Origin of the sequence: Anaerobacillus alkalilacustris (assembly GCF_001866005.1) — a bacterium.
Lineage (GTDB): Bacteria > Bacillota > Bacilli > Bacillales > Anaerobacillaceae > Anaerobacillus > Anaerobacillus alkalilacustris.
On sequence record NZ_MLQR01000001.1, the window covers coordinates 557,382 to 584,327 of the forward strand.

18 protein-coding genes are annotated in these 26,946 nt (G+C 35.6%); 17 read left to right on the forward strand and 1 reads right to left on the reverse strand.

The features are described from left to right. Positions 1-15: 15 nt before the first annotated feature. The 5 genes from BKP37_RS02805 to BKP37_RS02825 all read left to right on the forward strand — a co-directional run bounded on the left by BKP37_RS02805 (position 16) and on the right by BKP37_RS02825 (position 6,294). A complete protein-coding gene (locus tag BKP37_RS02805) occupies positions 16-1,356 on the forward strand; it encodes an extracellular solute-binding protein (RefSeq protein WP_071308175.1) in 1,341 nt (446 codons plus the stop codon). 90 nt (positions 1,357-1,446) lie between these two features. After that, positions 1,447-2,325: a carbohydrate ABC transporter permease gene (locus tag BKP37_RS02810; protein WP_071308176.1), complete on the forward strand. Its 879-nt coding sequence runs from the start codon at positions 1,447-1,449 to the stop codon at positions 2,323-2,325. 14 nt (positions 2,326-2,339) lie between these two features. Further along, on the forward strand, positions 2,340-3,239 hold the full coding sequence (locus BKP37_RS02815; RefSeq protein ID WP_084034517.1) for a carbohydrate ABC transporter permease: 900 nt from the start codon (positions 2,340-2,342) through the stop codon (positions 3,237-3,239). A gap of 167 nt (positions 3,240-3,406) precedes the next feature. Continuing rightward, positions 3,407-5,521 carry a glycoside hydrolase family 52 protein gene (locus BKP37_RS02820; RefSeq protein WP_071308177.1) on the forward strand — a complete coding sequence of 705 codons (2,115 nt, stop codon included), beginning with the start codon at positions 3,407-3,409 and terminating at the stop codon, positions 5,519-5,521. A 140-nt stretch (positions 5,522-5,661) separates the two neighbouring features. Further along, the gene (locus tag BKP37_RS02825) at positions 5,662-6,294 is read left to right on the forward strand and encodes a YesL family protein (protein WP_084034518.1); all 633 of its coding nucleotides are present in this window, start codon (positions 5,662-5,664) and stop codon (positions 6,292-6,294) included. A gap of 23 nt (positions 6,295-6,317) precedes the next feature. On the opposite strand, the gene BKP37_RS02830 is transcribed toward BKP37_RS02825, so the two are convergent. Continuing rightward, positions 6,318-7,490, reverse strand: coding sequence for an ROK family transcriptional regulator (locus BKP37_RS02830; protein WP_071308178.1), 1,173 nt, complete (start codon positions 7,488-7,490; stop codon positions 6,318-6,320). 423 nt (positions 7,491-7,913) lie between these two features. Here BKP37_RS02830 and BKP37_RS02835 point away from each other — a divergent pair, with 423 nt between their 5' ends. The 12 genes from BKP37_RS02835 to lacZ all read left to right on the forward strand — a co-directional run bounded on the left by BKP37_RS02835 (position 7,914) and on the right by lacZ (position 26,609). Next, a complete protein-coding gene (locus BKP37_RS02835) occupies positions 7,914-9,032 on the forward strand; it encodes a M24 family metallopeptidase (RefSeq protein WP_071308179.1) in 1,119 nt (372 codons plus the stop codon). Between the two features lie 30 nt (positions 9,033-9,062). Next, entirely contained in the window at positions 9,063-10,397 is a 1,335-nt protein-coding gene (gene xylA, locus BKP37_RS02840) for a xylose isomerase (protein WP_071308180.1), read from the forward strand. Positions 10,398-10,485: 88 nt separating this feature from the next. Further along, the gene (xylB, locus tag BKP37_RS02845) at positions 10,486-11,988 is read left to right on the forward strand and encodes a xylulokinase (protein WP_071308181.1); all 1,503 of its coding nucleotides are present in this window, start codon (positions 10,486-10,488) and stop codon (positions 11,986-11,988) included. Between the two features lie 20 nt (positions 11,989-12,008). Further along, positions 12,009-12,896: a 6-phosphofructokinase gene (locus BKP37_RS02850; RefSeq protein ID WP_071308182.1), complete on the forward strand. Its 888-nt coding sequence runs from the start codon at positions 12,009-12,011 to the stop codon at positions 12,894-12,896. Positions 12,897-12,917: 21 nt separating this feature from the next. Continuing rightward, on the forward strand, positions 12,918-14,924 hold the full coding sequence (tkt, locus tag BKP37_RS02855) for a transketolase (RefSeq protein ID WP_071308183.1): 2,007 nt from the start codon (positions 12,918-12,920) through the stop codon (positions 14,922-14,924). 123 nt (positions 14,925-15,047) lie between these two features. Then, positions 15,048-16,028: a glycoside hydrolase family 43 protein gene (locus BKP37_RS02860; protein ID WP_071308184.1), complete on the forward strand. Its 981-nt coding sequence runs from the start codon at positions 15,048-15,050 to the stop codon at positions 16,026-16,028. Between the two features lie 532 nt (positions 16,029-16,560). Beyond that, entirely contained in the window at positions 16,561-18,129 is a 1,569-nt protein-coding gene (locus tag BKP37_RS02865) for a response regulator transcription factor (protein ID WP_245712428.1), read from the forward strand. Between the two features lie 14 nt (positions 18,130-18,143). Further along, on the forward strand, positions 18,144-19,910 hold the full coding sequence (locus tag BKP37_RS02870; RefSeq protein ID WP_071308185.1) for a sensor histidine kinase: 1,767 nt from the start codon (positions 18,144-18,146) through the stop codon (positions 19,908-19,910). A 384-nt stretch (positions 19,911-20,294) separates the two neighbouring features. After that, positions 20,295-21,578 (forward strand): ABC transporter substrate-binding protein, encoded by a 1,284-nt coding sequence (locus BKP37_RS02875; RefSeq protein WP_071308186.1) that lies wholly within the window; start codon positions 20,295-20,297, stop codon positions 21,576-21,578. A gap of 248 nt (positions 21,579-21,826) precedes the next feature. After that, the gene (locus BKP37_RS02880) at positions 21,827-22,696 is read left to right on the forward strand and encodes a carbohydrate ABC transporter permease (protein WP_071308397.1); all 870 of its coding nucleotides are present in this window, start codon (positions 21,827-21,829) and stop codon (positions 22,694-22,696) included. After that, positions 22,689-23,516 (forward strand): carbohydrate ABC transporter permease, encoded by an 828-nt coding sequence (locus BKP37_RS02885; protein WP_071308187.1) that lies wholly within the window; start codon positions 22,689-22,691, stop codon positions 23,514-23,516. The genes BKP37_RS02880 and BKP37_RS02885 overlap by 8 nt, the downstream gene beginning before the upstream one ends. Positions 23,517-23,555: 39 nt before the next feature. Next, positions 23,556-26,609, forward strand: a complete 3,054-nt coding sequence (lacZ, locus tag BKP37_RS02890) for a beta-galactosidase, LacZ type (RefSeq protein WP_071308188.1) — start codon at positions 23,556-23,558, stop codon at positions 26,607-26,609. Positions 26,610-26,946 lie beyond the last annotated feature (337 nt).

The window sequence follows — 26,946 nt, forward strand, 5'->3', positions numbered from 1 at the left end:
TAGGGGGTAATTTATTTGTTTAAAAAGAAAGCGATTACATTGTTTTCTGTTTTCACATTGTTTTTATTAGTTTTAGCTGCGTGTTCTGGCTCAAATGAAAGTAACGCAGACAACGGTTCTAGTACAGACAATGGTTCAAGTGCAGGTAGTGATGAACAAGTTACAGTTAATTTCATGCACTTATGGCCATCAGGTAGTGCAGAACAGCACAACCTGATTGTAGGAGACATTATTAGTGACTTTGAAAGTCAAAACCCAAATGTAAAAGTTGAAACAGAAGTGTTATCAGTAGAACAATATAGAGAGCGTTTACAAATTTTAGCGTCATCTAACAACCTTCCAGATGTGGGAATGACTTGGGCAGCAGGTGCATTAGAGCCTTTTGCTAGAGGAAATAAATTTGCAGTTATTGATGATATGCTTGATGGCGACTTTAGTGAATTGTTCATTCCTGGCACAGTAGATGCGTTTTCTTACAATGAACAAGCGTATGCGCTTCCACTTGAATTAAACATTGCCCCAATTTATTACAATACAGAGATCTTTGCAGAACACGGCTTAGATGTTCCAGAAACTTTTGAAGAATTTAAACATATTGTTGAAACGTTAGTTGATAACGGTGTAACACCGATTACTGTAGGAAACAGAGATGCATGGACAGGTTCGATGTGGTATATGTATTTAGCAGATCGCATTGGTGGTCCAGATACATTAACTAATGCGATTAATCGTACTGGTACTTTTGAAGACCCTGCATTAATTCAAGCTGCTGAAGAACTTCAAAATTTAGTAGAAATGAACGCTTTCGTAAGAGGATTTAATGGACTATCAAATGATGAAGCAAAAGGTCCATTTATGAATAATCAAGCAGCTATGTATTTAATGGGTTCTTGGGAATTGCCAAACTTCACAACAAACGAAAGTGTACCTCAAGAATTTAGAGATGCAATTGACTTCTTTAAGTTCCCGATGGTTGATGGTGGACAAGGCGACATTAACAGCTTCGTAGGTGGACCGGGCGTTGGTTTATTCGTTGCTGAAAACTCTGACGTTAAAGATGAAGCAAAAGCATTTGTAAGATTTTTCGTTGAGGAGTGGGGAAAAAGATCTGTTGAAGATGCAGGTGTAATCCCAGCAACAATGGTTGATACTTCTACATTGGACTTACCAGAAATGTATATTGATGTATTAGATGAGTTAAATAATGCGAGCAATATTACATTGTATGCAGATGTTCAAATGAGCTCATCGGTAGCACAAGTACATTTAAATATGATCCAAGCCTTATTCGGTGAGCAAGTTACGCCAGAAGAGTTTGCCGAAAGACATGAAGAAGCTTTATCTAGTGAAGACTAAGTAAAAAATTAACGTTAATAAGGGCATATCTTTCATTACGGGTATGTCCTTCACTTTTAAATTTTATCCGAATATAAAGGGGATGAAACTATGAATAAAGTCATGTCAAATAAATTTATCATTGCACTATATGTATTCCCCGCACTTTTTCTAATCATGCTACTAATCTATATTCCGATCGCATTAACAGGCTATTACGGGTTAATGAAATGGGACGGAATCGGAGAAATGACGTTTGTTGGGCTCGAAAACTATCGAAGACTCATAACAGATGGGATGTTTTGGACAAGTGTGTATCACTCATTTCTATTAGCAGCCTTTTCTGCATTGAGTTTAGTAGGTTACTTAGTTATTTCTTTAATTTTAGCAGGGAAAATTAAAGGTGCGAATTTACTTAGAAAAATTTATTTAATACCGATGTTGTTATCTTCTGTAGCAATCGCTCAGCTATGGTTGAAAATTTACCACCCTACAAACGGTGTAGTAAATAGTTTTTTAATGAGTATTGGCGTTAATAATCCACCAGCATGGCTATCAGATCCAAATATCGTATTATTTGCAATTTTTATTCCTATTATTTGGCAATATGCTGGTTTTTACATTTTAATCTACTATGCAGCCTTAAAGAACATTCCAGATTCAATTATTGAAGCTGCGAAAATTGATGGGGCAACTCCGTTTCAAATTGGATATAAAATTAAACTTCCGTTAATTTCAAATATCATTAAAATAACGATTGTGTTAGCGATTGTCGGCTCATTAAAGTACTTTGATTTAATTTACGTAATGACCGGTGGAGGTCCTAACGGTGCAAGTGAAGTTATGGCATCCTACATGTATAAACAGGCCTTTGGTTCATACAATTTTGGTTACGGAAGTGCGATTGGATTTTTCTTATTATTGATTATTCTCGTGATAACGTGGCTCATTAGAAAATTAACGGTTTCAGATGAAGAGATCCAATATTAAAGGAGGGGAAAATGATGAATGAAGTAACAGTACAACAAGAAAAACAACAAGCTCCTAAGTTAGACCCTCAAAATTCTACAGGTAGCTTGTTAAGTAAAATTGGTTTCGTAGTCCTTTATACAATACTAGGTATCATAGCTTTTTTCCAAATTTACCCGTTGATTTGGTTGGTATTCTTTTCGCTGAAAACGAATAGTGAAGTATTTAACGACTCACCATTTTCATTACCTAGTAATCCACAGTGGGGAAACTATATAACTGTTTGGACAGAAGGAAATATAAGCTTGTACTTCTTTAATAGTGTATGGATTACTGCCACTGCCGTAATTTTAACGGTTTTATCAGCTAGTTTAGTAACATTTGCAATTACAAGAATGAAATGGAAGCTTAATAAACTTGTTTTAGGACTCTTTATGGTAGGGATTATGATCCCGGTACATTCGACGTTAATTCCATTATTCGATTTTTTCCTAAGAGTGAATTTAATCGATAATCCGATAGCGATTGTCTTAACTTATACGGCGTTTAACCTTCCGTTGACGATAATGATTTTGCTCGGTTTTTATTATACGTTACCACGTGAAATTGAAGAAGCTGCGGTCATCGATGGTTGCTCAGTTCATCGGATTTTCTTTCAAGTTACATTACCGATGACAATGCCTGTAATTGCGACAACAGCGATTATTAACATGATTTACAACTGGAATGAGTTTATTTTTATTAACACATTTATTAGTTCCGATAAATATAAAACGCTAACCGTTGGAATTCAAAATTTCGTAGGTCAATATATGACGGAATGGGGAGCAATTGGTGCTACTTTAGTTATTAGTATTTTACCGATCTTAATTGCATTCTTCTTCTTAAGTAATAAAATCGTTGAAGGTATTTCATCAGGAGCAGTTAAAGGATAATTTCTTAAAAGATAAGGAAGTATAAAATATTTGAACTTTGGCAGCTGTCTAGCTCCAGGCGCCATCGGTTCTACGACTTCAGCCCTACCCTTGCGGTGGTTTAAGCCGATAGGCGGGCGCCTTGCGCTTTTCTAGTTAGTATATCTTGAAGAAAGTAGGGAGATAGAATGGGAAAAAATATGTTTTTTAATGCTCATCATTCACCAATTGGAGCATTCTCTAGTTTTACTTTAGGATTTCCAGGGAGTGGGGGAGGACTTGACTTAGAATTAGGTCGTTCACCTCGTAAAAACATTTTTGTAGGTGTTGAATCTATCGATCGAGATGGAATATATGAGGCATTACCATTTTTTGCTACAGGTGAAGATGAAAGTAAACGTTATGATATTGAAAATCCAGACCCTAATCCTGATAAACCAAAAATGATTTTTCCTTTTGAAAAAGAAAATATAGAACGTGATTTTCAGTTAGGAACAGACACTTGGAAAGCCGGAGATCTAACTTTTACAATTTATTCACAAGCACAATCTGTTCCAGACCCGACGGATAGTTCAGATGAAGAGTTGAAATCAACGATCATGCCAGCTGTTATAGCTGAACTAACGATCGATAATACAAAAGGAACGAAAACGAGAAGAGCGTTTTTGGGTTACGAAGGTAATGATGCATACAGTTCGATGAGAAGATTAGATGATAAGTGCCAAGATATTGCTGGTGTAGGTCAGGGACGAATAACGGCAATTGCAGCTTCTAATAAAGAAGTCAAATCGGCAATGCACTTTAGTTTGGAAAATATTTTAATGACTACTATTCAAGAAAACTGGACATTCGGTTTAGGGCCAGTTGCATCATTAATTATGGATGTACCTGCTGGAACTCGAAAAACGTATCAATTTGCAATTTGTTTCCACCGTTCAGGCTATGTTACAGCTGGTCTAGATACGTCATATTATTATACTCGTTATTTTAAAAACATCGAAGAAGTCGCTCAATACGCCCTACAAAACGTAGATGTAGTAAAAGAGCGTGCGATAAAAGCGAACCAACTAGTTAATGATGCCGAGCATTTAACAGAAGACCAAAAATTTATGATGGCACACTCTATTAGAAGCTATTACGGTAGCACACAATTTTTAGATGTTGGTGGCGAGCCGTTTTGGGTAGTTAATGAAGGCGAATATCGAATGATGAATACGTTTGATTTAACGGTTGATCAACTATTTTTTGAGTTGAAAATGAACCCATGGACAGTAAAAAATGAATTAGATATGTTTGTTAAAAGATTTAGCTATGAGGATAAAGTTCGTTTTCCAAATGATGAAACAGAATATCCTGGTGGGATAAGCTTTACACATGATATGGGTGTTGCAAATACGATCTCAAGACCACAATATTCCTCGTATGAATTATACGGATTAGACGGCTGTTTCTCACATATGACTCATGAACAATTGGTGAATTGGATACTATGTGCGGCTGTTTATCTAGAGCAAACAGAAGATAAAAAATGGATAGAAAACAATATGGAAATTTTTAATAAATGTTTTGAAAGTTTATTGAATCGCGACCATCCAGTTGCTGAAAAAAGAAATGGAATTATGGGGTTAGATTCTACTCGTGTTATGGGTGGAGCAGAGATTACGACTTATGATAGTCTTGATGTTTCGTTAGGCCAAGCAAGAAATAATATTTATATGGCTGGAAAGTGTTGGGCGTCTTATATAGCGTTAGAAAAGATTTTTGCTGACAATGGAGAAGTTGAATTAGCGAAGGAAGCGGGCTTACAAGCTGAAAGAGCTGCTGAAACAATCGTGAGCTTTGTGACTGAAGACGGCTACATTCCAGCGGTTGTTGGAGAAGGAAATGATTCTAAAATTATTCCAGCGATTGAAGGCTTAGTGTTCCCGTACTTTACGAATTGTAAAGATGCGTTAGATCCTAATGGTCGTTTTGGTCCATATATCAAAGCACTCAAAAAGCATTTAGATACAGTTTTAGTTGATGGCGTATGCTTATTTGAAAATGGAGGTTGGAAAATCTCTTCAACTAGTAATAACTCATGGCTCAGTAAAATTTATTTGTCACAATTTATCGCTCGTGAAATACTCGGCTTAACATGGGACGAAAAAGGAAAGCGAGCAGACGCAGCCCATGTTGAATGGTTAACGCATCCTACATTGTCTGTTTGGAGTTGGAGTGATCAAATCATTTCCGGAGAAATTAGTGGTAGTAAATATTATCCAAGAGGTGTGACAAGCATTCTTTGGCTCCAAGAAAAATAACGGGCGTTAAGTAGTATCTTTACAAAATAAGTGGTTAAATATAAAGGGGGTTGTCCTAAAAGAAAGTATCAGACACTTATCGGACAGCCCTAAACTTGTTATCGTAGATAATATATGAACCGTTTAAGGAGTGGGCAGAAGTGAATTTTGTAACAAGTTTTTTGTACAGAGTTTGTGAATGGATTATGAGGCTTGCTTATGTGAATATTTTATGGATTGCTTTTTCCTTTGTCGGCTTACTTGTATCAGGAGTTTTCCCAGCTACGATCGCAATGTTTTCTGTCGTTCGAAAATGGCTGATGGATCAACCTGACACTCCAATTTTTAAAACGTTTTGGCAAAGCTATAAAAAAGAATTTTTTAAAGGGAACGTTATTGGATGGATCTTTGTGGCTATAGGGTATGTCCTTTATATACAAAATTACGTTATAATGTTCAGCAATGATCCGCTCATTCAAATAAGTAAATATGCTTTTTTTCTTTTAGTACTTCTTTTTAGTTTAGTGGCATTATACCTTTTTCCTACGTATGTTCATTACAATGTAAGACTTTATCAAGTTGTAAAAAACTCCTTTTTAATCGTAATTATTAATCCAATTAATAATATTATTATGATCTTAGGCTTAGTTTTATTTTATTACATTTTTCTAATCATTCCTCAATTAGCGGTGTTTTTTGGTGGAAGTGTAATTGCTTATATCATCATGTGGTCTTGTTACCAAAGCTTTTTAAATATTGATAAAAAGAAAAAAGGACGACTTGTATCCAAGTGATGGATTATAAAGTCGTCTTTTATTTATTGCTGAAGCAAGTCAGAGAGTAAGAAATTCTCGGTCGCATAAGCGGATACTCCTAAGGCTGTCGAGTATACCGATAGCTCAGCAAAAGTAATTGTTAAGTCCGTTTGATGTTGTTTTAACGTATACCTTTCAACAACTTGTTTTACAGGTTCTTCGATCCACTTTTTTGCCATTGCCAAACGGTTACCGATAATAATTTGTTCGGGATTGAACGTATTTATGATATTATTAATGCCAATTCCTAAATAATGACCAACTTGTTTAAAATAATGGGCAATTTCTTCATTTGTATTGGCCACTTCGATTAACGACTCTAGTGTTAGTTCTTTTTCCTTCAGAGGAAGGAAAGGTAATCTTTTTGCTTCGGTTAATAGTGCTCGTTCTGATGCATAAAGTTCCCAACAACCACTACTGCCACAGCTACAAGTTTTTCCGTTCACTTCAATAATCATATGTCCAAGTTCCCCAGAAAAACCATTTTTTCCACGGTATAGCTCATTGTTTAAAATAAATCCAACACCGATCCCGATTCCTGCACTTATATAAATGATGTCTTCATAATTTTGACCAGCACCTAAAACTTTTTCTCCGTATGCTCCCGCATTTGCTTCATTGTCGATAATGACAGGTAACTGAAATTCTTTTTCAATTTCCTCTTTTAGATGAACATGTTTCCAGCCTAAATTTGGGGCTAGTAAAATTTCACTTTGTTTATTAACGATCCCTGGGACACCGATGCCGATACCAACGACTCCATATTTACTGTTTGGGGCATCGCTCAGTAAATCATTAATTACATTTTTTAGGATGATTACGGTTTCATCAAAGGTTGTATCATAAAGACGGATCTTCTTTTCGGCAACTATTTTTCCGTTTAAATCTGATAATACACCTAAAATATAATTAACACCTAAGTCAATGCCAATCGAATACCCTGATGATTTATTAAATAAGAGCATAACAGGTCGCCTTCCTCCACTTGACTCCCCAGGGCCTGTCTCATAACAAAAACTTTCATTTAATAATTCATTAACTAATGAAGAAACAGTTCCTTTTGTTAATCCTAGACGTTGTGAAATTTCCGCACGAGAGAGAGGGCCTTCATCTTTAATCATTTTTAACACTAATGATTTATTATTAAGCTTTACTAATTGCTGATTCCAAGACATTTGTTTAGCTCCCTATCATTTTTTTAAAATAAAGATTTTACTGAACTCTATAATACTAGTTATACCATAAATTATTGTAAAAAGGAAACTTAGTTTGTTCGATGTACAAACTAAAGAAGTGTGAATAAGGATGTTGGGTGTAATGACAGTAGGTGTAGGATGGTGCGAGGCAACCGTATATGAAAGTATAGATCCTTTAGTGGAAAAGTTGTATCTACCAGTTAAATAATTTGATCTATATTAGAGAGGATTCCTAAAATAAGGAGTATTAATTACACTAGTTTTTAATCGAAATAAAATTTCCTAACAAAAACTTAGTTCATTCGATAGACAAACTAAGTTTTTGCTGTTACAATATGTTTGTAAGTTAAAAAACATTGAAGAAATTAAATCACAATTTTGTTTGCTTGAGCGAGGTGGAAAATGTTCATAGAAGTTCAATCACGAGTGGAAGATTTAACAACTAAATTGAAAATTGTAAGGGGGTTCTTACAAAGAGAAAATTATGATGCTGTTTTCTATCAAAGGACAGACAACTTTGCTTGGTTAACGAGTGGTGGTTATAACGGAATTCCTTATAACAGTGAAACAGGTGAATGTGGATTACTAGTGACAAATGACAATATTTATTTAGTAACTAATACAATCGAAAAACCACGCGTTGTAAACGAAGAAATTGCTTCTTTGCCAATTGAAGTTATTGAATATCCTTGGTATGAAGATGTTGCTTCAGTAGTATGGAAAGTCGTTAAGAAAGGAAAAGTGGCAACAGATACTTTATTGGACGGCTTTGATTTAAAAGTCGCTGAATTAAGTGAATTGCGTTTCTCATTAACAGAGTTAGAGCTTAATAGATACAGAGACTTAGGTTCAAAAGCCACCGAACTGATGGAACAGTTTTGTATGACGATTACTCCTGGACAAACCGAATTAGAGATCGCTGCAAACTTAAACCGAGTTTATTTATCTAACGGATTATTACCTACAGTTACGTTAATCGCTTGTGATGAACGGATTGATCTTTTTAGGCACCCTATCGCAACGAATAAACGGTTTGAGAAAAAATGTATGGTCGTATCATGTGTTTCGTATAAAGGTTTAATTGTCGCTTTAACAAGGATTGTTCATAAAGGGAAATTATCACAAAGTTTGAACGATAAATTTTTGTTAACCGCCACCATCGACGCGCAACTTATTGAAGCAACGAAAGTTGGAACAACAGCCGGACAAATGTTCGAGAAAATGAAGCGGTTTTATGAAGTTGCAGGTTATCGTGGTGAGTGGAAGTATCACCATCAAGGTGGAGCGATTGGTTATCAAAACCGAGATTACTTGATTACCTCAATGACTGAAGAGATAATTCAAGTAAACCAAGCATTTGCTTGGAACCCTTCGATTAAAGGGACAAAATCGGAAGATACGATAGTTGCAGAAAGTACAAAGTCTGAAATAATTACAGTTTCAAATAGTGGTTGGCCACAATTGAATATAAATCTAGGTAACGATGCCACGCTGAAACGACCGGCAATTTTAGAATTATAAATAAAAACATATAAATTGGAGGAATTTTAAATGACTTATTTCAAAAACATTAACAAAATTGCGTACGAAGGGCCTAATACAAATAATCCTTTTGCATTTAAATATTATAACCCTGGAGAAATGATTAACGGTCAAAGAATGGAAGATTTCATGCGTTTTGCCGTATCATATTGGCACACATTTACTGGTGAAGGAAATGACCCTTTCGGACAAGGGACAATGGTTAGACCGTACGATCACTTAACAGGAATTGATTTAGCAAAAGCGCGTGTAGAAGCTTCTTTTGAATTCTTTGAAAAATTAGATGTACCATATTTCTGTTTCCATGATTTTGATGTTGCTCCTGAATCGGATTCATTAAGTGAAACATTTAAAAACTTAGATATTATTGTTCCAATGATCCAAGAATACATGAAAACAAGTAAAACGAAATTATTATGGAACACTGCAAACATGTTTTCACATCGTCGTTGGTTACACGGTGCTGCAACTGCTCCGAATGCTGATGTGTTTGCTTATGCAGCAGCGAAAGTGAAAAAAGGCTTAGAAATTGGTAAAGAGCTAGGTGCTGAGAACTATGTATTCTGGGGTGGACGTGAAGGTTACGATACTTTATTAAATACAAACATGAAACTTGAGTTAGACAACCTTGCTCGCTTCTTCCATATGGCGAAAGACTATGCTAAAGAAATTGGTTTTGATGCTCAATTTTTAATTGAACCAAAACCTCAAGAGCCAACAAAGCACCAATATGACTTTGATGTTGCTACAGGATTAGCATTTTTACAACAATATGACTTACAAGATACATTTAAGTTTAATATCGAGGCGAACCATGCAACACTTGCTGGACATACTTTCGAGCATGAGTTACATGTGGCACGTATTAACGGTATGTTAGGATCAGTAGATGCTAACCAAGGTGATACACTACTTGGGTGGGACACTGACGAATTCCCAACAGACCTTTACTCAACCACATTAGCAATGTATGAAATCATTAAAAATGACGGACTAGGTTCTGGTGGATTAAACTTTGATGCAAAAGTACGTCGTGGTTCATTTGATACTGAAGATTTATTCTATGCACATATTGCAGGTATGGACGCATTTGCTATCGGTACGAAAGTAGCACAACGTATGCTTGAAGATAAAGTATTAGAAGATTTTGTTGCTGATCGCTATAGCAGCTTCACAGAAGGAATTGGTCTTGACATCGTAGAAGGAAAAGCCGATTTCCATTCTTTACAAAAGCACGCTTTAGAAATTGACAAAGTTACGACAAACAAGTCTGGTCGTCAAGAGCATTTAAAAGCAATTTTAAACAAATATTTACTTGAAGCTATCTCTTCAAATAACGCCTAATTATAAAAAGTGAATGTAACGAAAATATGCTGGACGACACTCGTTTTCCAGCATATTTTTAAATCGACTATAAAAAGGATGATGATCGATGAAATATGTCATTGGAGTAGATCTCGGAACAAGTGCAGTAAAAGTTATTTTAATGAATCAAGAAGGTAAAGTGTGTGATGAAGCGTCGAAAGCCTATCCTTTAATTCAAGAAAAATCAGGGTATAGTGAACAAAATCCAACAGAATGGGTTGAAAAAACAACCTCTGCTTTACAAGAATTAGTTGCTCGGTTTGATGGTGATGTTTCAAATATTGAAGGAATTAGCTATTCTGGGCAAATGCACGGCCTCGTTTTATTAGACAAAAATAATGAAGTGCTTAGAAATGCAATTTTATGGAATGATACGAGAACGACTGAGCAGTGCGGGCAAATCTACGATATTTTAGGTGAAGAGCGCCTGTTACAAATTACAAAAAATCCTGCATTAGAAGGGTTTACATTACCGAAGTTACTATGGGTGAAGCAATATGAAAGAGAAACTTATGAAAAAGCGGCTGTGTTTATGTTGCCGAAAGATTACTTACGTTATCAAATGACGGGACAAATTCATAGTGAGTACTCTGATGCAGCTGGAACACTACTATTAAATGTTGCTGAAAAAAGTTGGAGCGAAGATGTTTGTGAACTTGTTGGTGTAGATCCTCAACTGTGTCCATCATTAGTAGCTTCCCATCAGTTTGTTGGAACACTCACAGAGCAATTCGCTACTGAAACGGGTCTAGCAGCAACAACGAAAGTATTTGCTGGTGGGGCCGATAACGCTTGCGGTGCGATTGGTTCAGGGATTTTATCAGAAGGTAAAACACTTTGTAGTATCGGTACATCTGGTGTTGTCCTTTCTTATGAAGAAAGAAATGATCGTGATTTTGAAGGGAAAGTTCATTATTTTAACCACGGTGAAGAAAAAGCATACTACACAATGGGTGTGACACTTGCGGCAGGGTATAGCTTAAGTTGGTTTAAAGATACCTTTGGCAAAAACGAAGACTTCGAAACTCTTCTTGATGGGTTGGAGGATGTTCCAGTAGGTGCGAACGGCTTACTTTTCACTCCGTATGTAGTAGGTGAAAGAACACCACATGCAGATGCAAATATCCGTGCAAGTTTTATTGGTATGGAGGCTTCTCATGAGCGTATTGATTTCGCCCGTGCGGTGATTGAAGGAATTACTTTCTCATTAAACGAATCAATTGAAATTTTCCGTAAAAGTGGGAAGAAGATCGATACGATTATTTCAATCGGTGGTGGAGCGAAAAATGATACATGGCTCCAAACTCAAGCGGATGTGTTTAATGCAACCATTGTAAAGCTATCTAGTGAACAAGGACCGGCTGTTGGAGCGGCCATGTTAGCCGCATATGGCAGTCAGTGGTTTGCGAGCTTGCAACAATGTGCGGATGTATTCACTTCAGAAGCTAAAGCTTATCAACCAATTCCTGAAAATGTAGAGAAGTATCAAGAACTTTTCCGGATTTATAAGGATGTTTATGTACAAACAAAAGGGTTAAACGAAGGGTTAAAGAAATTTCGAAAAAATTAAATTCAATAGGGGGATCGATCATGAAAATTGGTGTAATGAATGTAGGAATGAATACAGGGGGCGTAAAAGATTTTCTTTTTCATCTCGGGGAAAAAGTTAGAGAGAATGCAAACCTTGTTGGTGTTGAATATGATTCTACTGCTCGGAACTACACGTTTATGTCATTGCATCTAGTACAGGCGGTTATTAGAAATAAAAGATCTCAACTAGAATTAAAATGTACTCCATTTATGAAAGAAACAGCACAACTTCTTCAAAATAGTGTTACTAGTGAAAAGATTGAAGCTTTACTTGTCATTGGACCAATTAAAGAAACGTTACTCATCTATGAATTATTGAAAGATCGAACGAACGTTTTATGTATTCCTTCTTCGATCTACAACGATGCTCTCGAATCAGATAGTACATTGGGATATGATACTGCATTAAACTCAGTATTAAACGGTGTTTTACAAATAAAAGATACGGCTAGTTCTTTAGTTTTAGACCATATTCGTGTGTTTGGAATTCAAATTCCTGGTCGCTCGACAAATTCATTACTTTTAGATTCAGCTATTGCTGTAAATGGAATTGTCGTTTCTAATACTGAGTCACAAGAAGAAGTTAATAAAGTGAAGTTAGAAATTGAAGCAAGAGCAGGCAATGGTGAAACCTATGTTTTCTTGTTTATGAACAAGAAAATAGATGGTAATTTGTTAAAAAGAAAACTCGCTTTTACAGATGAAGTAGATTTTAAGATTATCGAAATTGATGAAGCGCAATGTGTTGGCCCTTATCCTTCTGCTGCTGATCGTGTGTTAGCAATTAAGCTTGTCGAAAAAACACTCGAATGGTTAGAGGGGGTGGAGGGGTCAAGAGTTTTAGTTATCGATAATCGTGAAGTTTTAGCAAAACAACTTATTTTATAAAGATAGAGAGGAAGTGTTTTTTTGAAAACAACACAACAAACGATTGAACAATTATCCATTAATACAATTCGAACATTATCAATCGACGGTATTGAGAAAGCGAATTCAGGACATCCAGGAATGCCGATGGGAGCTGCCCCGATGGCATACTCACTTTACAGTAATGTAATGAAGCATAGTCCGAGCAACCCGAATTGGTTTGAACGCGACCGCTTTGTATTATCAGCTGGCCATGGTTCTATGCTGTTATATAGTATTCTTCATTTAACAGGTTATGATGTTAGTTTAGATGATTTGAAAAATTTCCGTCAGTGGGGAAGTAAAACACCGGGACACCCAGAGTTTGGGCATACGGCAGGGGTTGATGCAACAACTGGTCCACTAGGCCAAGGGTTTGCGATGGCTGTTGGAATGGCAATGACAGAACGACACTTAGCGGCTACCTTTAACCGTGAAGACTATAACGTAATTGACCATTATACATATAGCATTTGTGGTGATGGCGATTTAATGGAAGGAGTTAGTGCTGAAGCTGCGTCGTTAGCAGGACACCTACAACTTGGTAGATTAGTTGTTTTATATGATTCAAATGATATTTCATTAGACGGTGAGCTTCATATGGCTTTTTCTGAAAGTGTCGCTGATCGTTTCAAAGCATACGGTTGGCACTACCTTTTAGTGGAAGATGGAAATGATTTAGAAGCAATTAATGATGCGATTCGTTTAGCGAAGGAAGATGAGCGACCATCATTAATCGAAGTAAAAACAACAATTGGTTATGGCTCACCAAATAAAGGTGGGAAATCTGCTTCTCACGGTGCGCCATTAGGTAGTGAAGAAATAAAGCTTACAAAAGAAAACTATGCTTGGGTTTCAGAGGAACCTTTCCACATTCCTTCAGAAGTTCGTGACCATTTCGAAAGTTTGAAACAACGGGGAGATAAGGTTGCGAATGACTGGAATAAGTTAGTCGAACAATATCAACAACAATACCCTGAACTTGGGGAACAATTAACATTAGCAATGAATGGTGAGTTGCCAATTGACTGGGATACAGAACTTCCTACGTACGTCGCAGGCAAAGATAAAGTGGCGACACGCTCTTCAGGTGGAGAAGCTTTAAATGCAGCTGCAAAAGCAGTAAAAGCAATCTTTGGTGGATCTGCTGACCTTGCTTCTTCCAACAAAACAATGTTAAAAGGGGAAGCGGATTTTACTCGACAAAATTATAGTGGTCGTAATGTTTGGTACGGAGTTCGTGAGTTTGCGATGGGGGCCATGCTCAACGGAATGGCATTACACGGAGGAGTGAAGCCTTTTGGTGCAACATTCTTCGTATTTTCTGATTACTTACGTGCAGCAATTCGCCTATCTGCACTAATGAAGTTACCGGTTACTTACGTGTTCACCCATGACAGTATCGCTGTAGGAGAAGACGGACCAACGCATGAACCTGTCGAACAGTTAGCGGCGTTTAGAGCGATGCCAGGATTAAATGTGATTCGTCCAGCAGACAGTAATGAAACCGTTGCTGCGTGGAAAGTTGCTGTTGAAAGTAAGGATGAACCGACAGTATTAGCACTTAGCCGTCAAGACTTAATGACAACTGCTGAAAGTGTCGATGTCGCTTATGAAGGAGTTACAAAAGGAGCTTATGTGATTTCAGAAGCGAACAGCAAGGCTGAAGGATTAATTATTGCTACAGGGTCAGAAGTACCTTTAGCTGTTGAAGCACAAAAGGAACTTGAAAAGAAAGGTATTTACGTATCGGTCGTTAGTATGCCAAGTTGGTATCGCTTTGAACAACAAACACAACAATATAAAGAAAGTGTTCTTCCTTCAGCAATCAAAGCACGTTTAGCTGTAGAAATGGGCTCTTCGATTGGCTGGCATAAATACGTAGGAGATCAAGGTGATATTATTGCAATTGACCAATTTGGGGCATCTGCGCCGATGAACAAAGTTGTAGCTGAGTACGGATTTTCAGTAGGTAACGTCGTAGAACGAATGAAGAAATTGTTGAATTAATGAATTTCATAATTCAATATTATCCCCATTAAGTAACTATATGTAGTTGCGTTAAATCACTCGCAACTACATATAGTTTTATATTGCTCATTTAAGGTAATTATGAAATAAGGAGAAGATATAATGAATAAAAATACAAAACCGAATACCCCTTTAGTTTCCCATATTTATACTGCCGATCCTTCTGCTCATGTATTTGAAGGAAAAATTTACATTTATCCTTCCCATGATCTTGATCATGATGGCCCATCAAATGTTAACGGTGACCAATATGCGATGGAAGATTATCACGTATTGTCATTGGAGGATTTTAATTCACCTTGCATCGACCATGGTGAAGCACTTCATTTAAAAGATATTCCATGGGCAAAGCAGCAATTATGGGCACCGGATGCAGCTTATAAGAATAATACGTATTATTTATTTTTCCCTGCTAGAGATAAGGATGATATTTTTAGAATTGGTGTAGCCACTAGCTCTTCTCCTGCAGGCCCATTTAAGGCAGAAGAGAGTTATATTCCGGGAAGTTTCAGTATCGATCCTGCTGTACTTGTCGATGATAATGAAAAAGCGTACTGTTATTTTGGTGGTCTTTGGGGAGGTCAATTAGAAAAATGGCAGACAGGAACTTATCAACACGATGCAGAAGGCCCTGCTGAGGATGAACCTGCTTTAGGGCCAATCGTCGCTGAGTTAAGTGATGACATGTTAACGTTCAAAGAAACGCCACAAGAAATTTCAATTGTTGATGAAGAAGGAAACCCAATTCTCGCTGGTGATGAGGAAAGAAGATTTTTCGAGGGACCTTGGGTTCATAAATATAATGGCTATTACTACTTATCCTACTCTACTGGGACAGCTCATCGTATAGCCTATGCTATTAGTGAAAACCCCAAAGGACCTTTCGTTCATAAAGGTAACATCCTTAATCCTGTTGTCGGGTGGACAACCCATCATTCAATTGTGCAATTTAAAGAAAATTGGTATTTATTTTATCATGACTGCACGTTATCCGATGGCGTCGACCATAAACGTTCTGTAAAATACACTGAAATAAAATATAACGCTGATGGGACAATTCAAACGATTGATCCATATAAATAAAGTGTCATTCAAATAGATGAAGAAGAGGTTCTATTCAATGTTCCTAGATGAAAAACAGCCTTTAGATGCTTCTGAAGGTTGTTTTTTAATTTTTTGTGTATTAAAATTTAAATAATGAAACAGAGGGTCAAACGACACTAGATAAACTGAATTCCATTCAAGATACTGATCCATATCTATACCAATAAGAACGAGCTCAATCATTCGATCACCATATCCTGGATCGTGTTTGGGGCTAATATTGATGAAAATGGTAAAGAAGTTCAATACTATGTATAAAAAGTTGTGAGATAGTAGAAAAATCTTTTTTTCTAAACTTCTAGTAAATACTCACAAAACAAATGTAGTCTTACGGAAGAATTATGTCGTTTTTTATTTTGATAGAAAATGACAAAAACAATGCTATAATGATATTTATTGAAATACGATTTAATTGTTTAACGTTAATTATGAAGAGATGAGTGTCTTAAAGATGGACTAAAACCCACTTCAAGCCACTTTTTTATTTATACGAAGTGTCACTAATAAAGGAGTGAGCGCGTTGATACATGATGAGTTATGTAGGGTATTGATTGTAGACGATGAATTGTTGATTAGACAAGGAATTAAGCACTACATTAATTGGGAAGAGGAAGGATTTCAAATTGTAGGAGAGGCATCAAATGGAAAAGAAGCTTTAGCGCTCATTGCCTCGACTGACCCACATATTATCATTACGGACATTGTCATGCCTATTATAGATGGAGAAGAATTGACAAGGGTCGTGAAGGAAGAGTATCCACAAATTGAAGTTATTATCCTTAGTAGTTTTGGAGAATTTGATTATGTACGGTCTACATTCCAATGCGGTGTTGTTGATTATATTTTAAAACCTAAGCTAGATGGCAAAATACTATTAGAGGTGTTAAAAAAAGCGAGTAATAGAATACCTCATTTTCAATTAACAAAAAAACAGTCTGACTCTCATTTATCAATTGAAAAAATGATATATAAACTGATTTCTGGCTATGAAGTCAATTATGTTCCAGAACAGATCGCTGAAATTTTCCCCTATAAAAGTTACTATTTATTAGGTATCCCCTCTGAACATCAATCAACAACAAATGAAATGGGTCATTACATCACGAATAAGCAAAAGAAGCTTGAAATGTTACTAAGTTCTAACTTATCTAAAACTAATTATTATTCCTTTAAACCAGATAAAAATCTCATTGTGTTCCTTTTTAATATAGACAAAAGTGAACGATCGAACCTTGTTGCTCATGTAAAGAAACTAGCGGAAACCGAGCGAGGTACTACTTTTATCCTAACCAAAGAGTTTTCTAGTTTAGAAGAAATAGAGACCGCTTACAATAAAATGCTAGTGGAAATGTTACAATATAAGTTTTATTTTCCTGATCAATTATTTATTACACATGAAAACCTTCCACAGCCAATTCCAAAGTGTGAAGGCTTTAACTTAGATTGGTTTACAAGTGAGTTTAAGAGGGAGAATTTTGATTCAGCTTTAAAGTACTTAGAGGAACATGTACTAACTTTGTCTACTTGCTATACGACAGATATTTATGAGTTTAAATCTTTTTTTAATAATATTATTTTTAATATAACGATTTTACTAAGTAACATGGAATACGAAATTGAAGAGTTAGATAAAGCAAAGTATACATACCTTCGAGCAATAGATGAGTCAGAAAATGCTAGCGAAGTTCTTATTCATTGGAACAAGTTTCTAGTAAACGCGAAACACCATATTACATCTTGTAAAAGTAAAGCGGGGAATCCGAATATAAATAAATTAATGCAATATATTGCTAATCATTATGCAGAGCCAATCACATTAACTGAAGTGGCTAAACATTTTCATTTTAATCCATCTTATCTATCAAACTATTTCACAACACATAATAAAGAAAGTTTTACTGAATATTTAAATAAAATTCGAATAGAAGAGGCGTCAAAACTATTAAAACAAAATACAGCAGCGATCTCTGAAATAGGCAGTATGGTTGGATATTCGGACCACAGCTATTTCTGCAAGGTATTTAAAAAAACAATGGGTATATCACCTAGTCAATATCGAAGAAAACAACAATTAAAATAAGAGATGAGCTTTTTATGAGATTAATAATTAACCGTTTAAAACAAAGCAGTATGTTCATTATCATGTTTCTAATTACTGTTATCAGTATAGTAAGTGTAACAATTATTATTACCTTTAATAACCTACGGATGTCGGAAGAATTTTTTATAGAAACGTTCAGTATAACAAACCAAAAAGTAATAAACCAGATTAAAGATAAATTTGAATCGTTCAACTACTCAGTTGTCATTGCATCAAATAATCTTTTACAAAACGGAACACTTAAACGAATACTAACTCAAGAATATTCAAATATCGAGTTGATGACTGTTTATTATGATTTAAATGCACAGATGGAGCGTAATAAATCCTATTTTGGTACCTTTGAAGTTGGGATTATGGTTTCGGGTATTAATGGAATCCATTATGCTACAGACCACCGTATGCATTGGCCTATTTCCGATAAGGAACTAGAAGAACATCCAATTACAATTAATGTACGTAATGAACCAAAGTGGCTAAAATATTATTACTTTCAACATTTAGACAATGGACAAAGTCACATAGTAGCATCACGAGCCTTTATTGATAGGCCATCGTCTAATGTATATGGTGTCATGTATTTTCCTATGAAGGAAATTGAATTTAGGGAGTTTTATTCTAATTTCACAAGTTCAGGAAATGATGTCCTCGTTTTGAATAGCAAAGGGATCATTGTGTCTAGTAATCGAACAGAGTTGATTGGTGAAAAATCAGAAGATCTTCTTCATTATGCTATTGAACTTACTGAGGAGAGAGAAAATCATCTTAATGTCGAGTTTATGGGGAATAATTATATTGTTCTTTCAGAATACCTTTCCAATTATGATATGTACTTGTTAAATTTAATCGATAAAAAGACAGCTATTGGAAACTTTGTAGACAAAAAAGCAATTTTTCTTATTAGTATGTCTATTGTTTTTGTGGCGTTAATAATTGTATTTTTCATTTCGAGAAAAATGACAAATTCATTGTCAAAACTAGTAAAGCAAATTGAAAATGCACCAAAACAAGATTTTCATCAATACGTAAATGTAACAGGTACTTATGAAACAAGACAAATTGGTATTGCATTTAATGCGATGCTTGATGAAGTTCATGAGTATGTCGATCGGTTAGTTCTTTCTCAAAAGCAAAAACGAAAAGCTGAGCTTGCGGCACTTCAGCAGCAAATAAATCCGCATTTTTTGTACAATACACTGACTTCCATTAAATTTATGGTCCTGCAAAAGGATAAAGGTGATGCTGTAAATACAATTAATTCGCTTATTTCATTATTACAAAACACGATAGGTAACGTGAGTGAAACAGTAACGATAGAGCAAGAATTAGATAACTTGAAAAACTATGTGTTTATTAATCAAAAAAGGTACGGAAATCGCATCAAAGTGAACTATTTCGTAGAACCGAAGTGTTTGGAATATTATATTCCAAAATTAGTACTTCAACCGTTTATTGAAAACTCTTTTTTTCATGCTTTTAACCAAAAGGCAGAAGGGTATATTAATGTTCTTATATGGCAAGAGGGTGAAACACTAATATGTGAAATTACAGATAATGGCGATGGAATGAAGGTTTCAAAAGAAAGCAAGTTACCGGATACCAAGCGTAATCAGCAACTATTTAGTGGTATAGGCGTGAGAAATGTCCATGATCGAATTGAATTAATCTATGGTGAGCCTTATGGTGTAACAATAACAAGTGAGTTAGGAGAAGGGACAAAGGTCAGAATTACATTTCCAACAAGTACAACGAAAATATAAATTTAATTAATACTTAAATGAATCTCATCATTCATTATTTTCGCCACTAAGAAACTAGATCTAGTTTCTTAGTGGCGCGTTTATTTTATTGAGAAATTCAATACTTACAATTCTATTATTCTAACGAACGATAGGAAGCTACCCACATTTAGTTTTCACAAGTTTTAATGTGGGAAATTACTACCCATTTACAATGGAGTAAAAATATTCATATAATCTAAAAATATTTCTATTTTCTTAAGTTGCAAATAATAAAAGTAAAAATATCACAAATATAAGAGAATATTGTTCTAACAGTGAAGTTTAGGAAGGTGGTAACATTAGCATTGTAAGTGGAAGCGATTACAAATCTTTACTACTAAAAACATGGGGGGAAAGTAAAAAATGAAAAAAGTTATTTTGGGATTGCTATTAGTTAGTATTATGATGTTAGCTGCTTGTTCATCTGGTTCTAATGAAACAGCTTCTGAAACAGAAACAGAAAAAATTACAGTCTGGGCTTGGGATCCTAATTTTAATATTAAAGCAATGAATTTGGCTAGAGATGCCTATGCTTCAGTAAATCCAGATCTTGAAATTGAAATTATTGAATACGCTCAGAATGATATTATTCAAAAATTAAACACAAGTTTAAGCTCTGGAACAAAATCAGGATTGCCAAACATCGTTTTAATAGAGGATTACCGTGCACAAAGCTTTCTTCAAGCTTATCCAGATGCATTCCACAAACTAACTGGTTCTTTTAATACTAATGATTTTGCACAGTATAAAATTGCTCCAACTAGTTTAGATGGAGAAAATTATGGCCTCCCGTTTGATACTGGGGTTACTGGGATGTATGTACGAACTGATTATTTAGAGCAAGCTGGATATACAATAGACGATGTTACGAACATTGATTGGAATGATTACATTGAAATCGGTAAAAAAGTAAAAGAAGTTACAGGAAAGCATATGCTTACTCTTGATCCGAACGATCTAGGTCTTGTTCGAATGATGATTCAATCAAGTGGTTCATGGTATTTGAAAGAAGATGGTACTACACCTGATTTGATTGAAAATGAAGCCTTGAAAGAAGCATTTTCTTTATATAAAGAGTTAATCGAAGCTGACTTAGTGAAACCAGTTTCTGATTGGAGTCAATTCTTAGCAGGATTTAATGGTGGAGATGTAGCCACTGTAGTCACAGGTAATTGGATCACACCTTCAGTCAAAGCAGAAGCTTCGCAATCTGGAAATTGGGCAGTCGTTGCACAACCTAGACTTCCTGGAATGGCGAATTCAGTTAACGCATCTAACTTAGGAGGTAGCTCTTGGTATGTTCTAGACCTTGATGGTAAAGAAGAAGCTACTGATTTCTTAGCAAAAACGTTCGGATCAAATGTTGAGTTGTACCAAAAATTTGTGACTGAAATTGGTGCAATGGGTACGTACAACCCAGCTTCAGAAGGCGAGGCGTATCAAGTTGAAGATAAATTTTTTAGTGGGCAACAAATTCTTGTTGATTTCTCAAAATGGTCTGAAGCGATCCCTCAAGTAAACTATGGATTACACACTTATGTTGTGGAAGATATATTAGTAGTAGCAATGCAAGATTACCTTAATGGAAAAGACATTGATAGTGCTCTTAAAGAGGCTCAACAACAAGCAGACGCTCAAATTAGATAATAAATAAATTATTAACGTTTGCAAAGTTAGTATAGTAAAAAGGTTTGAGTTTCAGTAACTTCGTTGAATTTGTCTTTTTCTGACTATGTACGGTCTAGTTTTCTCATCAGCAAGTGATACTGAAACTCTATCTTTTTTAGAAAGGTAAGGAGTGACTTCCCGTGATTCAAACCAAGACTAATGTAAATCAAGATATAGTTTCAAGAAAACCAAATCACAGCAGACCACATAAAAAACCTAGAAGTAGTATCCGAACAAAAAGTACTATCATTGGTTGGGTATTTATTGGCTTTTCTGTATTTCTTATCGGGTTGTTTTACTTTTATCCAATGGCACAAGCGCTATTATTATCTTTTCAATCGGGAACAGGAACGAATTTACAATACGTTGGATTAGATAATTATAAACGCTTATTAGGAGACCCTACATTTCATGCATCTGTAAGAAATACAGTGATTTACCTCCTTATTCAAGTACCCGTTATGATTATACTAGCATTACTGTTCTCAGTTTTATTAAATGACAAGAAATTAAAGTTTAAAGGTTTTTATCGTACAGCAATCTTTTTACCATGTGTTACCTCATTAGTTGCCTATTCCGTTGTTTTTAAATATTTGTTTGGTTCTGACGGATTAATAAATATGATGCTTATAAATTTGTCTATCATTTCTCAACCTATTCAGTGGATAACCGATCCCTTTTGGGCAAAAATTACGATCATTATTGCCATTACATGGCGTTGGACAGGTTATAACATGATTTTTTACTTATCTGCACTTCAAAATGTTGATAACTCAATATATGAAGCTGCTAGAATTGATGGAGCAAATGCCTTTCAACAGTTCTTTAAAATTACGGTCCCTATGTTAAAGCCAATTATTTTGTTTACTTCAATCACTTCTACAATTGGAACCCTTCAATTATTTGATGAGGTTATGAATATAACAGGTGGTGGGCCAGGGAATGCTACACTGACAATTTCACAATACATCTATAATATTTCGTTTAAATATACGCCGGACTTTGGTTACGCGGCTACTGTTTCGTACGCTATTGTGGTTATGATTGTCTTCTTTTCAATTATTCAATTTAAAGTAGCAGGTGATAAAAATGGCTAAACTAAAACGAGTATTTATCTATGTTTTTCTAACTGGAGCTGCTATTGTCTCAATATTTCCATTTTTATGGATGATTGTTAGTGCCACCAACAAATCGGTTGATGTGACAAAAGGTAGATTATTACCTGGAGCTCACCTTTTTGAAAACTTTCAAAATTTGATAGAGACTGTTAATCTCGTTCCGTCTTTAATTAATTCTGCAAAAATATCTATTTCGACGACGGTACTCTCTCTTCTAATTGCATCTTTAGCAGGTTATGGATTTGAAATTTATCGAAGTAAGGCAAAGGACGTTGTCTTCAATATTTTACTTTTATCAATGATGATCCCTTTTGCAGCTTTAATGGTACCATTGTTCCGCATGTTTGCTGGATTTTCCCAAGTAGTCCCTTTTATTGGCATTAATACATTGTCAGCAGTTGTTTTACCGACTCTTACAACTGCATTTCTTATCTTTTTCTTTCGCCAAAGTACAAAAATGTTTCCTAAGGAGTTACTTGAAGCTGGACGTATTGATGGCTTAACGGAAATTGGAGTGTTTTTCAGAATCTATGTTCCAACAATGAAAACAACGTATGCAGCAGCAGCTATTATCACATTTATGGCAAGCTGGAACAACTATTTGTGGCCGTTAGTTGTCTTACAATCTACCGATAAAATGACAATCCCGTTATTAATATCGAATTTAGGATCAAGTTATGCACCTGATTTTGGAGTGATTATGACAGCAATTGTTATAGCAACACTACCAACAGCTCTCATCTTCTTTATAATGCAAAAACATTTCGTTGCAGGAATGATGGGATCAATCAAAGGTTAGGAAACTTATAGATTTTAAAAAAGGATGTGTTCGCGAACCATGACAACAAAGCCTAGTATTAATTGGTTAACAGATTTAAATATTTTTGCTGTAAATCGTCTTCATGCTCATTCGGATCATGTTTATTTTGAAACGCTAAAGGAAGCAAAGAGTTGCGCACCAATGTCGTTAAGGCATGATTTGAATGGATATTGGAAATTCAATTATGCAGTTAATGCATTAAGCAGACCTGAGCGGTTTTATGAGCTTGATTACAATTGTGTTGGATGGGGAGAAATTTCTGTACCTGGGCACATTCAGTTGCAAGGATATGATGAACCACAGTATGTAAATACAATGTACCCATGGGACGGTCATCATGACATTCGACCACCAGAAATTCCAATTGATAAAAATCCAGTAGGTAGCTATATTAAATCGTTCCATCTCCCTGAAAATATGCAAAATGGTAAGCCTGTTTATATCTCTTTTCAAGGTGTAGAAGCAGCCTTTTATGTATGGTTAAATGGTGAGTTTATAGGTTATAGTGAAGACAGCTTTACCCCAGCTGAGTTTGAATTAACAAAATTTCTAGTCGAGGGTGAAAATAAGCTTGCTGTTGAAGTCTACCAACGATGTACGGGAAGTTGGATAGAAGATCAGGATTTTTGGAGATTTTCAGGGATTTTCAGAGATGTTTATCTCTATACAGTTCCAGAAATTCATGTTTATGATTTACATGTACGAACAGAACTTAACTCTGCCTATGATCATGGAACACTTGAGACTGACCTTAAGTTCCTTTCGCCTGTGCCTGACGGTTCTGAGGTGACGGCTGAGTTATATGATAAAACTGGTCAAGTGGTAACTAGCGGTGAGGCAAAGCGACTAGATGATGAAAAATGGACACTTTCAATTCCTGTAAATACACCAGAGCTATGGAGTGCGGAAAAACCATATTTGTATACACTTTATCTTCTAGTACATAACCAATCTGGAAGTTTAGTAGAGGTCATTCCTCAAAAGGTTGGTTTCCGTAAATTTGAGTTGAAAGATAAGGTTATGTACTTAAACGGTGAGCGTATCGTATTTAAAGGTGTAAACCGTCATGAATTTAATTGTCGTACAGGTCGTTCTGTCACGAAGGAAGATATGCTTTGGGATATTAAGACTTTAAAACAAAATAATATTAATGCTGTTCGTACATCTCACTATCCAAACCAAACGTATTGGTACGAGTTGTGCGATGAATATGGTATTTATGTTATTGATGAAATGAACTTGGAAAGTCATGGATCATGGCAAAAAATGGGTGCTGTCGAACCGTCTTGGAATGTGCCAGGTAATAAACCTGAGTGGCAAGATATAGTCATGGATAGGGCTATTTCTATGCTAGAACGAGATAAAAACCATCCATCTATTTTGATCTGGTCTTGTGGGAATGAATCTTATGCAGGAGAAGTTATTTTGAATGTAAGTAAATATTTTAAATCAGCTGATCCAAGTCGTCTTGTCCACTATGAAGGTGTATTCCATGCTCGTGATTACAACGATACAAGTGATATGGAGAGTAGGATGTACGCGAAACCTCAAGATATCGAGGAATACTTAAATAATGATCCAGAGAAGCCGTATATTAGCTGTGAATATATGCATGCAATGGGTAATTCTGTCGGTGGGATGTACAAATATACAGACCTTGAGAAGACGTATCCGATGTATCAAGGAGGTTTTATTTGGGACTATATTGATCAATCACTTGTTAAAAAAGATCGTTATGGTCAAGAGTTTTTTGCTTATGGTGGCGATTATGGAGATCGTCCGACAGACTATCACTTCTGTACCAACGGAATTGTGTACGCGAATCGTGAGTTGTCACCGAAAATGCAGGAAGTAAAATTCTTGTATCAAAATCTTAAATTAGACGTTGGTCAAAAGAGTGTAACAATAACGAATGATAATCTTTTTATTGATACGAATGATTATGAATTAGAGTATATTTTGTATTTAGATGGTAAGGAGTTATACCGGAGTAAACTTGAAGAAATTGTAGCTCCAAAAAGTGAGAAAGAAGTTCAGTTTGATTATCCTGTTGAGTTGATAAGTGAACCCGGAGAATACTGTATCCATGTGGTATTTAAGCTAAAAGAGGAAACGACATGGGCTAGATCAGGACATGAAGTAGCATTCGGACAATATGTGTTTACTAAGAGTGGCGACAGTAAATATTCAAATTGTGAACCTCGAAATGGTAATATGAAAATAGTACATGGTGATGTAAATATAGGTGTTCACGGCTCTGATTTTAGCATCTTGTTCTCAAAACAAGTGGGTAGCTTAATTTCAATAAATTATGGTGGGAACGAAATGATTTCTGCTCCACCTACACCGTTATTCTGGAGAGCCACGACGGATAATGATCGAGGCTATTCTCAGGGATTTCAATCGGGATGTTGGTACACAGCGAGCCTTGCCAGGAATTGTGTGAAAGTAGATGTGATCGAGGAGAATGATATTGTAATTGTTTCCTTTACGTATAAGTTTTCTATTAATCATGAAATTGAGGTTAAGACACAATATTCGGTTTTCCCGGATGGTAGGATAAAGGTTAAACAAAGCTATAATGGCACTACAAGTCATCTCCCGCAGATGCCAATCTTTGCTTTATCTTTTAAAGTACCAGCAGATTACGATCAATTAGATTGGTATGCGTTTGGGCCAGAAGAGAATTATTCTGATCGTTCTATGGGAGCAAGGTTAGGCAAATTCAAAAATACGGTGAAGGAAAATGTATCTAAGTATGTAATGCCGCAAGAGTCTGGTAACCGAACTGGGGTACGGAGAGTGAGTCTATCCAATTCAGGTGGAAAAGGTATGGAAATTTCCTCTGTGAATGAACCGTTAGAATGTAATTTTTCACCATATACTGCGTTTGAATTGGAGAATGCAACTCATCATTATGAATTACCGAATGTCCATTACACTATTGTAACTGTAGCAGGTAAACAAATGGGAGTTGGTGGAGATGATAGTTGGGGAGCTCCAGTACATGAAGAATATCTGATTAAATCAAATGAAGAGATGGTATTTGAGTTTATGATCCAACGAATATAAAAATAAAAAAAATCGAAAAGCATGTTGAAACTCATATGCTTTTCGATTTTTTATCTAATTTTTTTAGAGTAAAAGACCCACACCTCTAAGCGTAGCGTAGGTGGGATTTTCCAATCAGGTGGAGGAGACTCTCCACCTGATTTTCCGATGTTTCAGCTTGCTGAAACGAGTTCGCTTTTTTGGAATGCTACTAATGAATGAATATTAAAAATGAGTTCTAGGCAAACCTAGGGCTTAATTTTTTTAAAAAAATCTTTAAGCTTTTAAACGTGGGAAAGCTTTAATATTAATATATTCGTCCCTTTTTTAACGACCAAAACCAATTTTTCTTTGGTGT

Excerpts from the sequence above, each read along its gene's own strand:
- BKP37_RS02885 (WP_071308187.1), top strand. The coding sequence starts at position 22,689 with ATGGCTAAACTAAAACGAGTATTTATCTATGTTTTTCTAACTGGAGCT.
- BKP37_RS02830 (WP_071308178.1), bottom strand. The coding sequence starts at position 7,490 with ATGTCTTGGAATCAGCAATTAGTAAAGCTTAATAATAAATCATTAGTG.
- xylB (WP_071308181.1), top strand. The coding sequence starts at position 10,486 with ATGAAATATGTCATTGGAGTAGATCTCGGAACAAGTGCAGTAAAAGTT.
- BKP37_RS02815 (WP_084034517.1), top strand. The coding sequence starts at position 2,340 with ATGAATGAAGTAACAGTACAACAAGAAAAACAACAAGCTCCTAAGTTA.
- BKP37_RS02870 (WP_071308185.1), top strand. The coding sequence starts at position 18,144 with ATGAGATTAATAATTAACCGTTTAAAACAAAGCAGTATGTTCATTATC.
- BKP37_RS02835 (WP_071308179.1), top strand. The coding sequence starts at position 7,914 with ATGTTCATAGAAGTTCAATCACGAGTGGAAGATTTAACAACTAAATTG.
- BKP37_RS02820 (WP_071308177.1), top strand. The coding sequence starts at position 3,407 with ATGGGAAAAAATATGTTTTTTAATGCTCATCATTCACCAATTGGAGCA.
- BKP37_RS02860 (WP_071308184.1), top strand. The coding sequence starts at position 15,048 with ATGAATAAAAATACAAAACCGAATACCCCTTTAGTTTCCCATATTTAT.
- BKP37_RS02875 (WP_071308186.1), top strand. The coding sequence starts at position 20,295 with ATGAAAAAAGTTATTTTGGGATTGCTATTAGTTAGTATTATGATGTTA.
- lacZ (WP_071308188.1), top strand. The coding sequence starts at position 23,556 with ATGACAACAAAGCCTAGTATTAATTGGTTAACAGATTTAAATATTTTT.
- BKP37_RS02810 (WP_071308176.1), top strand. The coding sequence starts at position 1,447 with ATGAATAAAGTCATGTCAAATAAATTTATCATTGCACTATATGTATTC.
- BKP37_RS02850 (WP_071308182.1), top strand. The coding sequence starts at position 12,009 with ATGAAAATTGGTGTAATGAATGTAGGAATGAATACAGGGGGCGTAAAA.
- xylA (WP_071308180.1), top strand. The coding sequence starts at position 9,063 with ATGACTTATTTCAAAAACATTAACAAAATTGCGTACGAAGGGCCTAAT.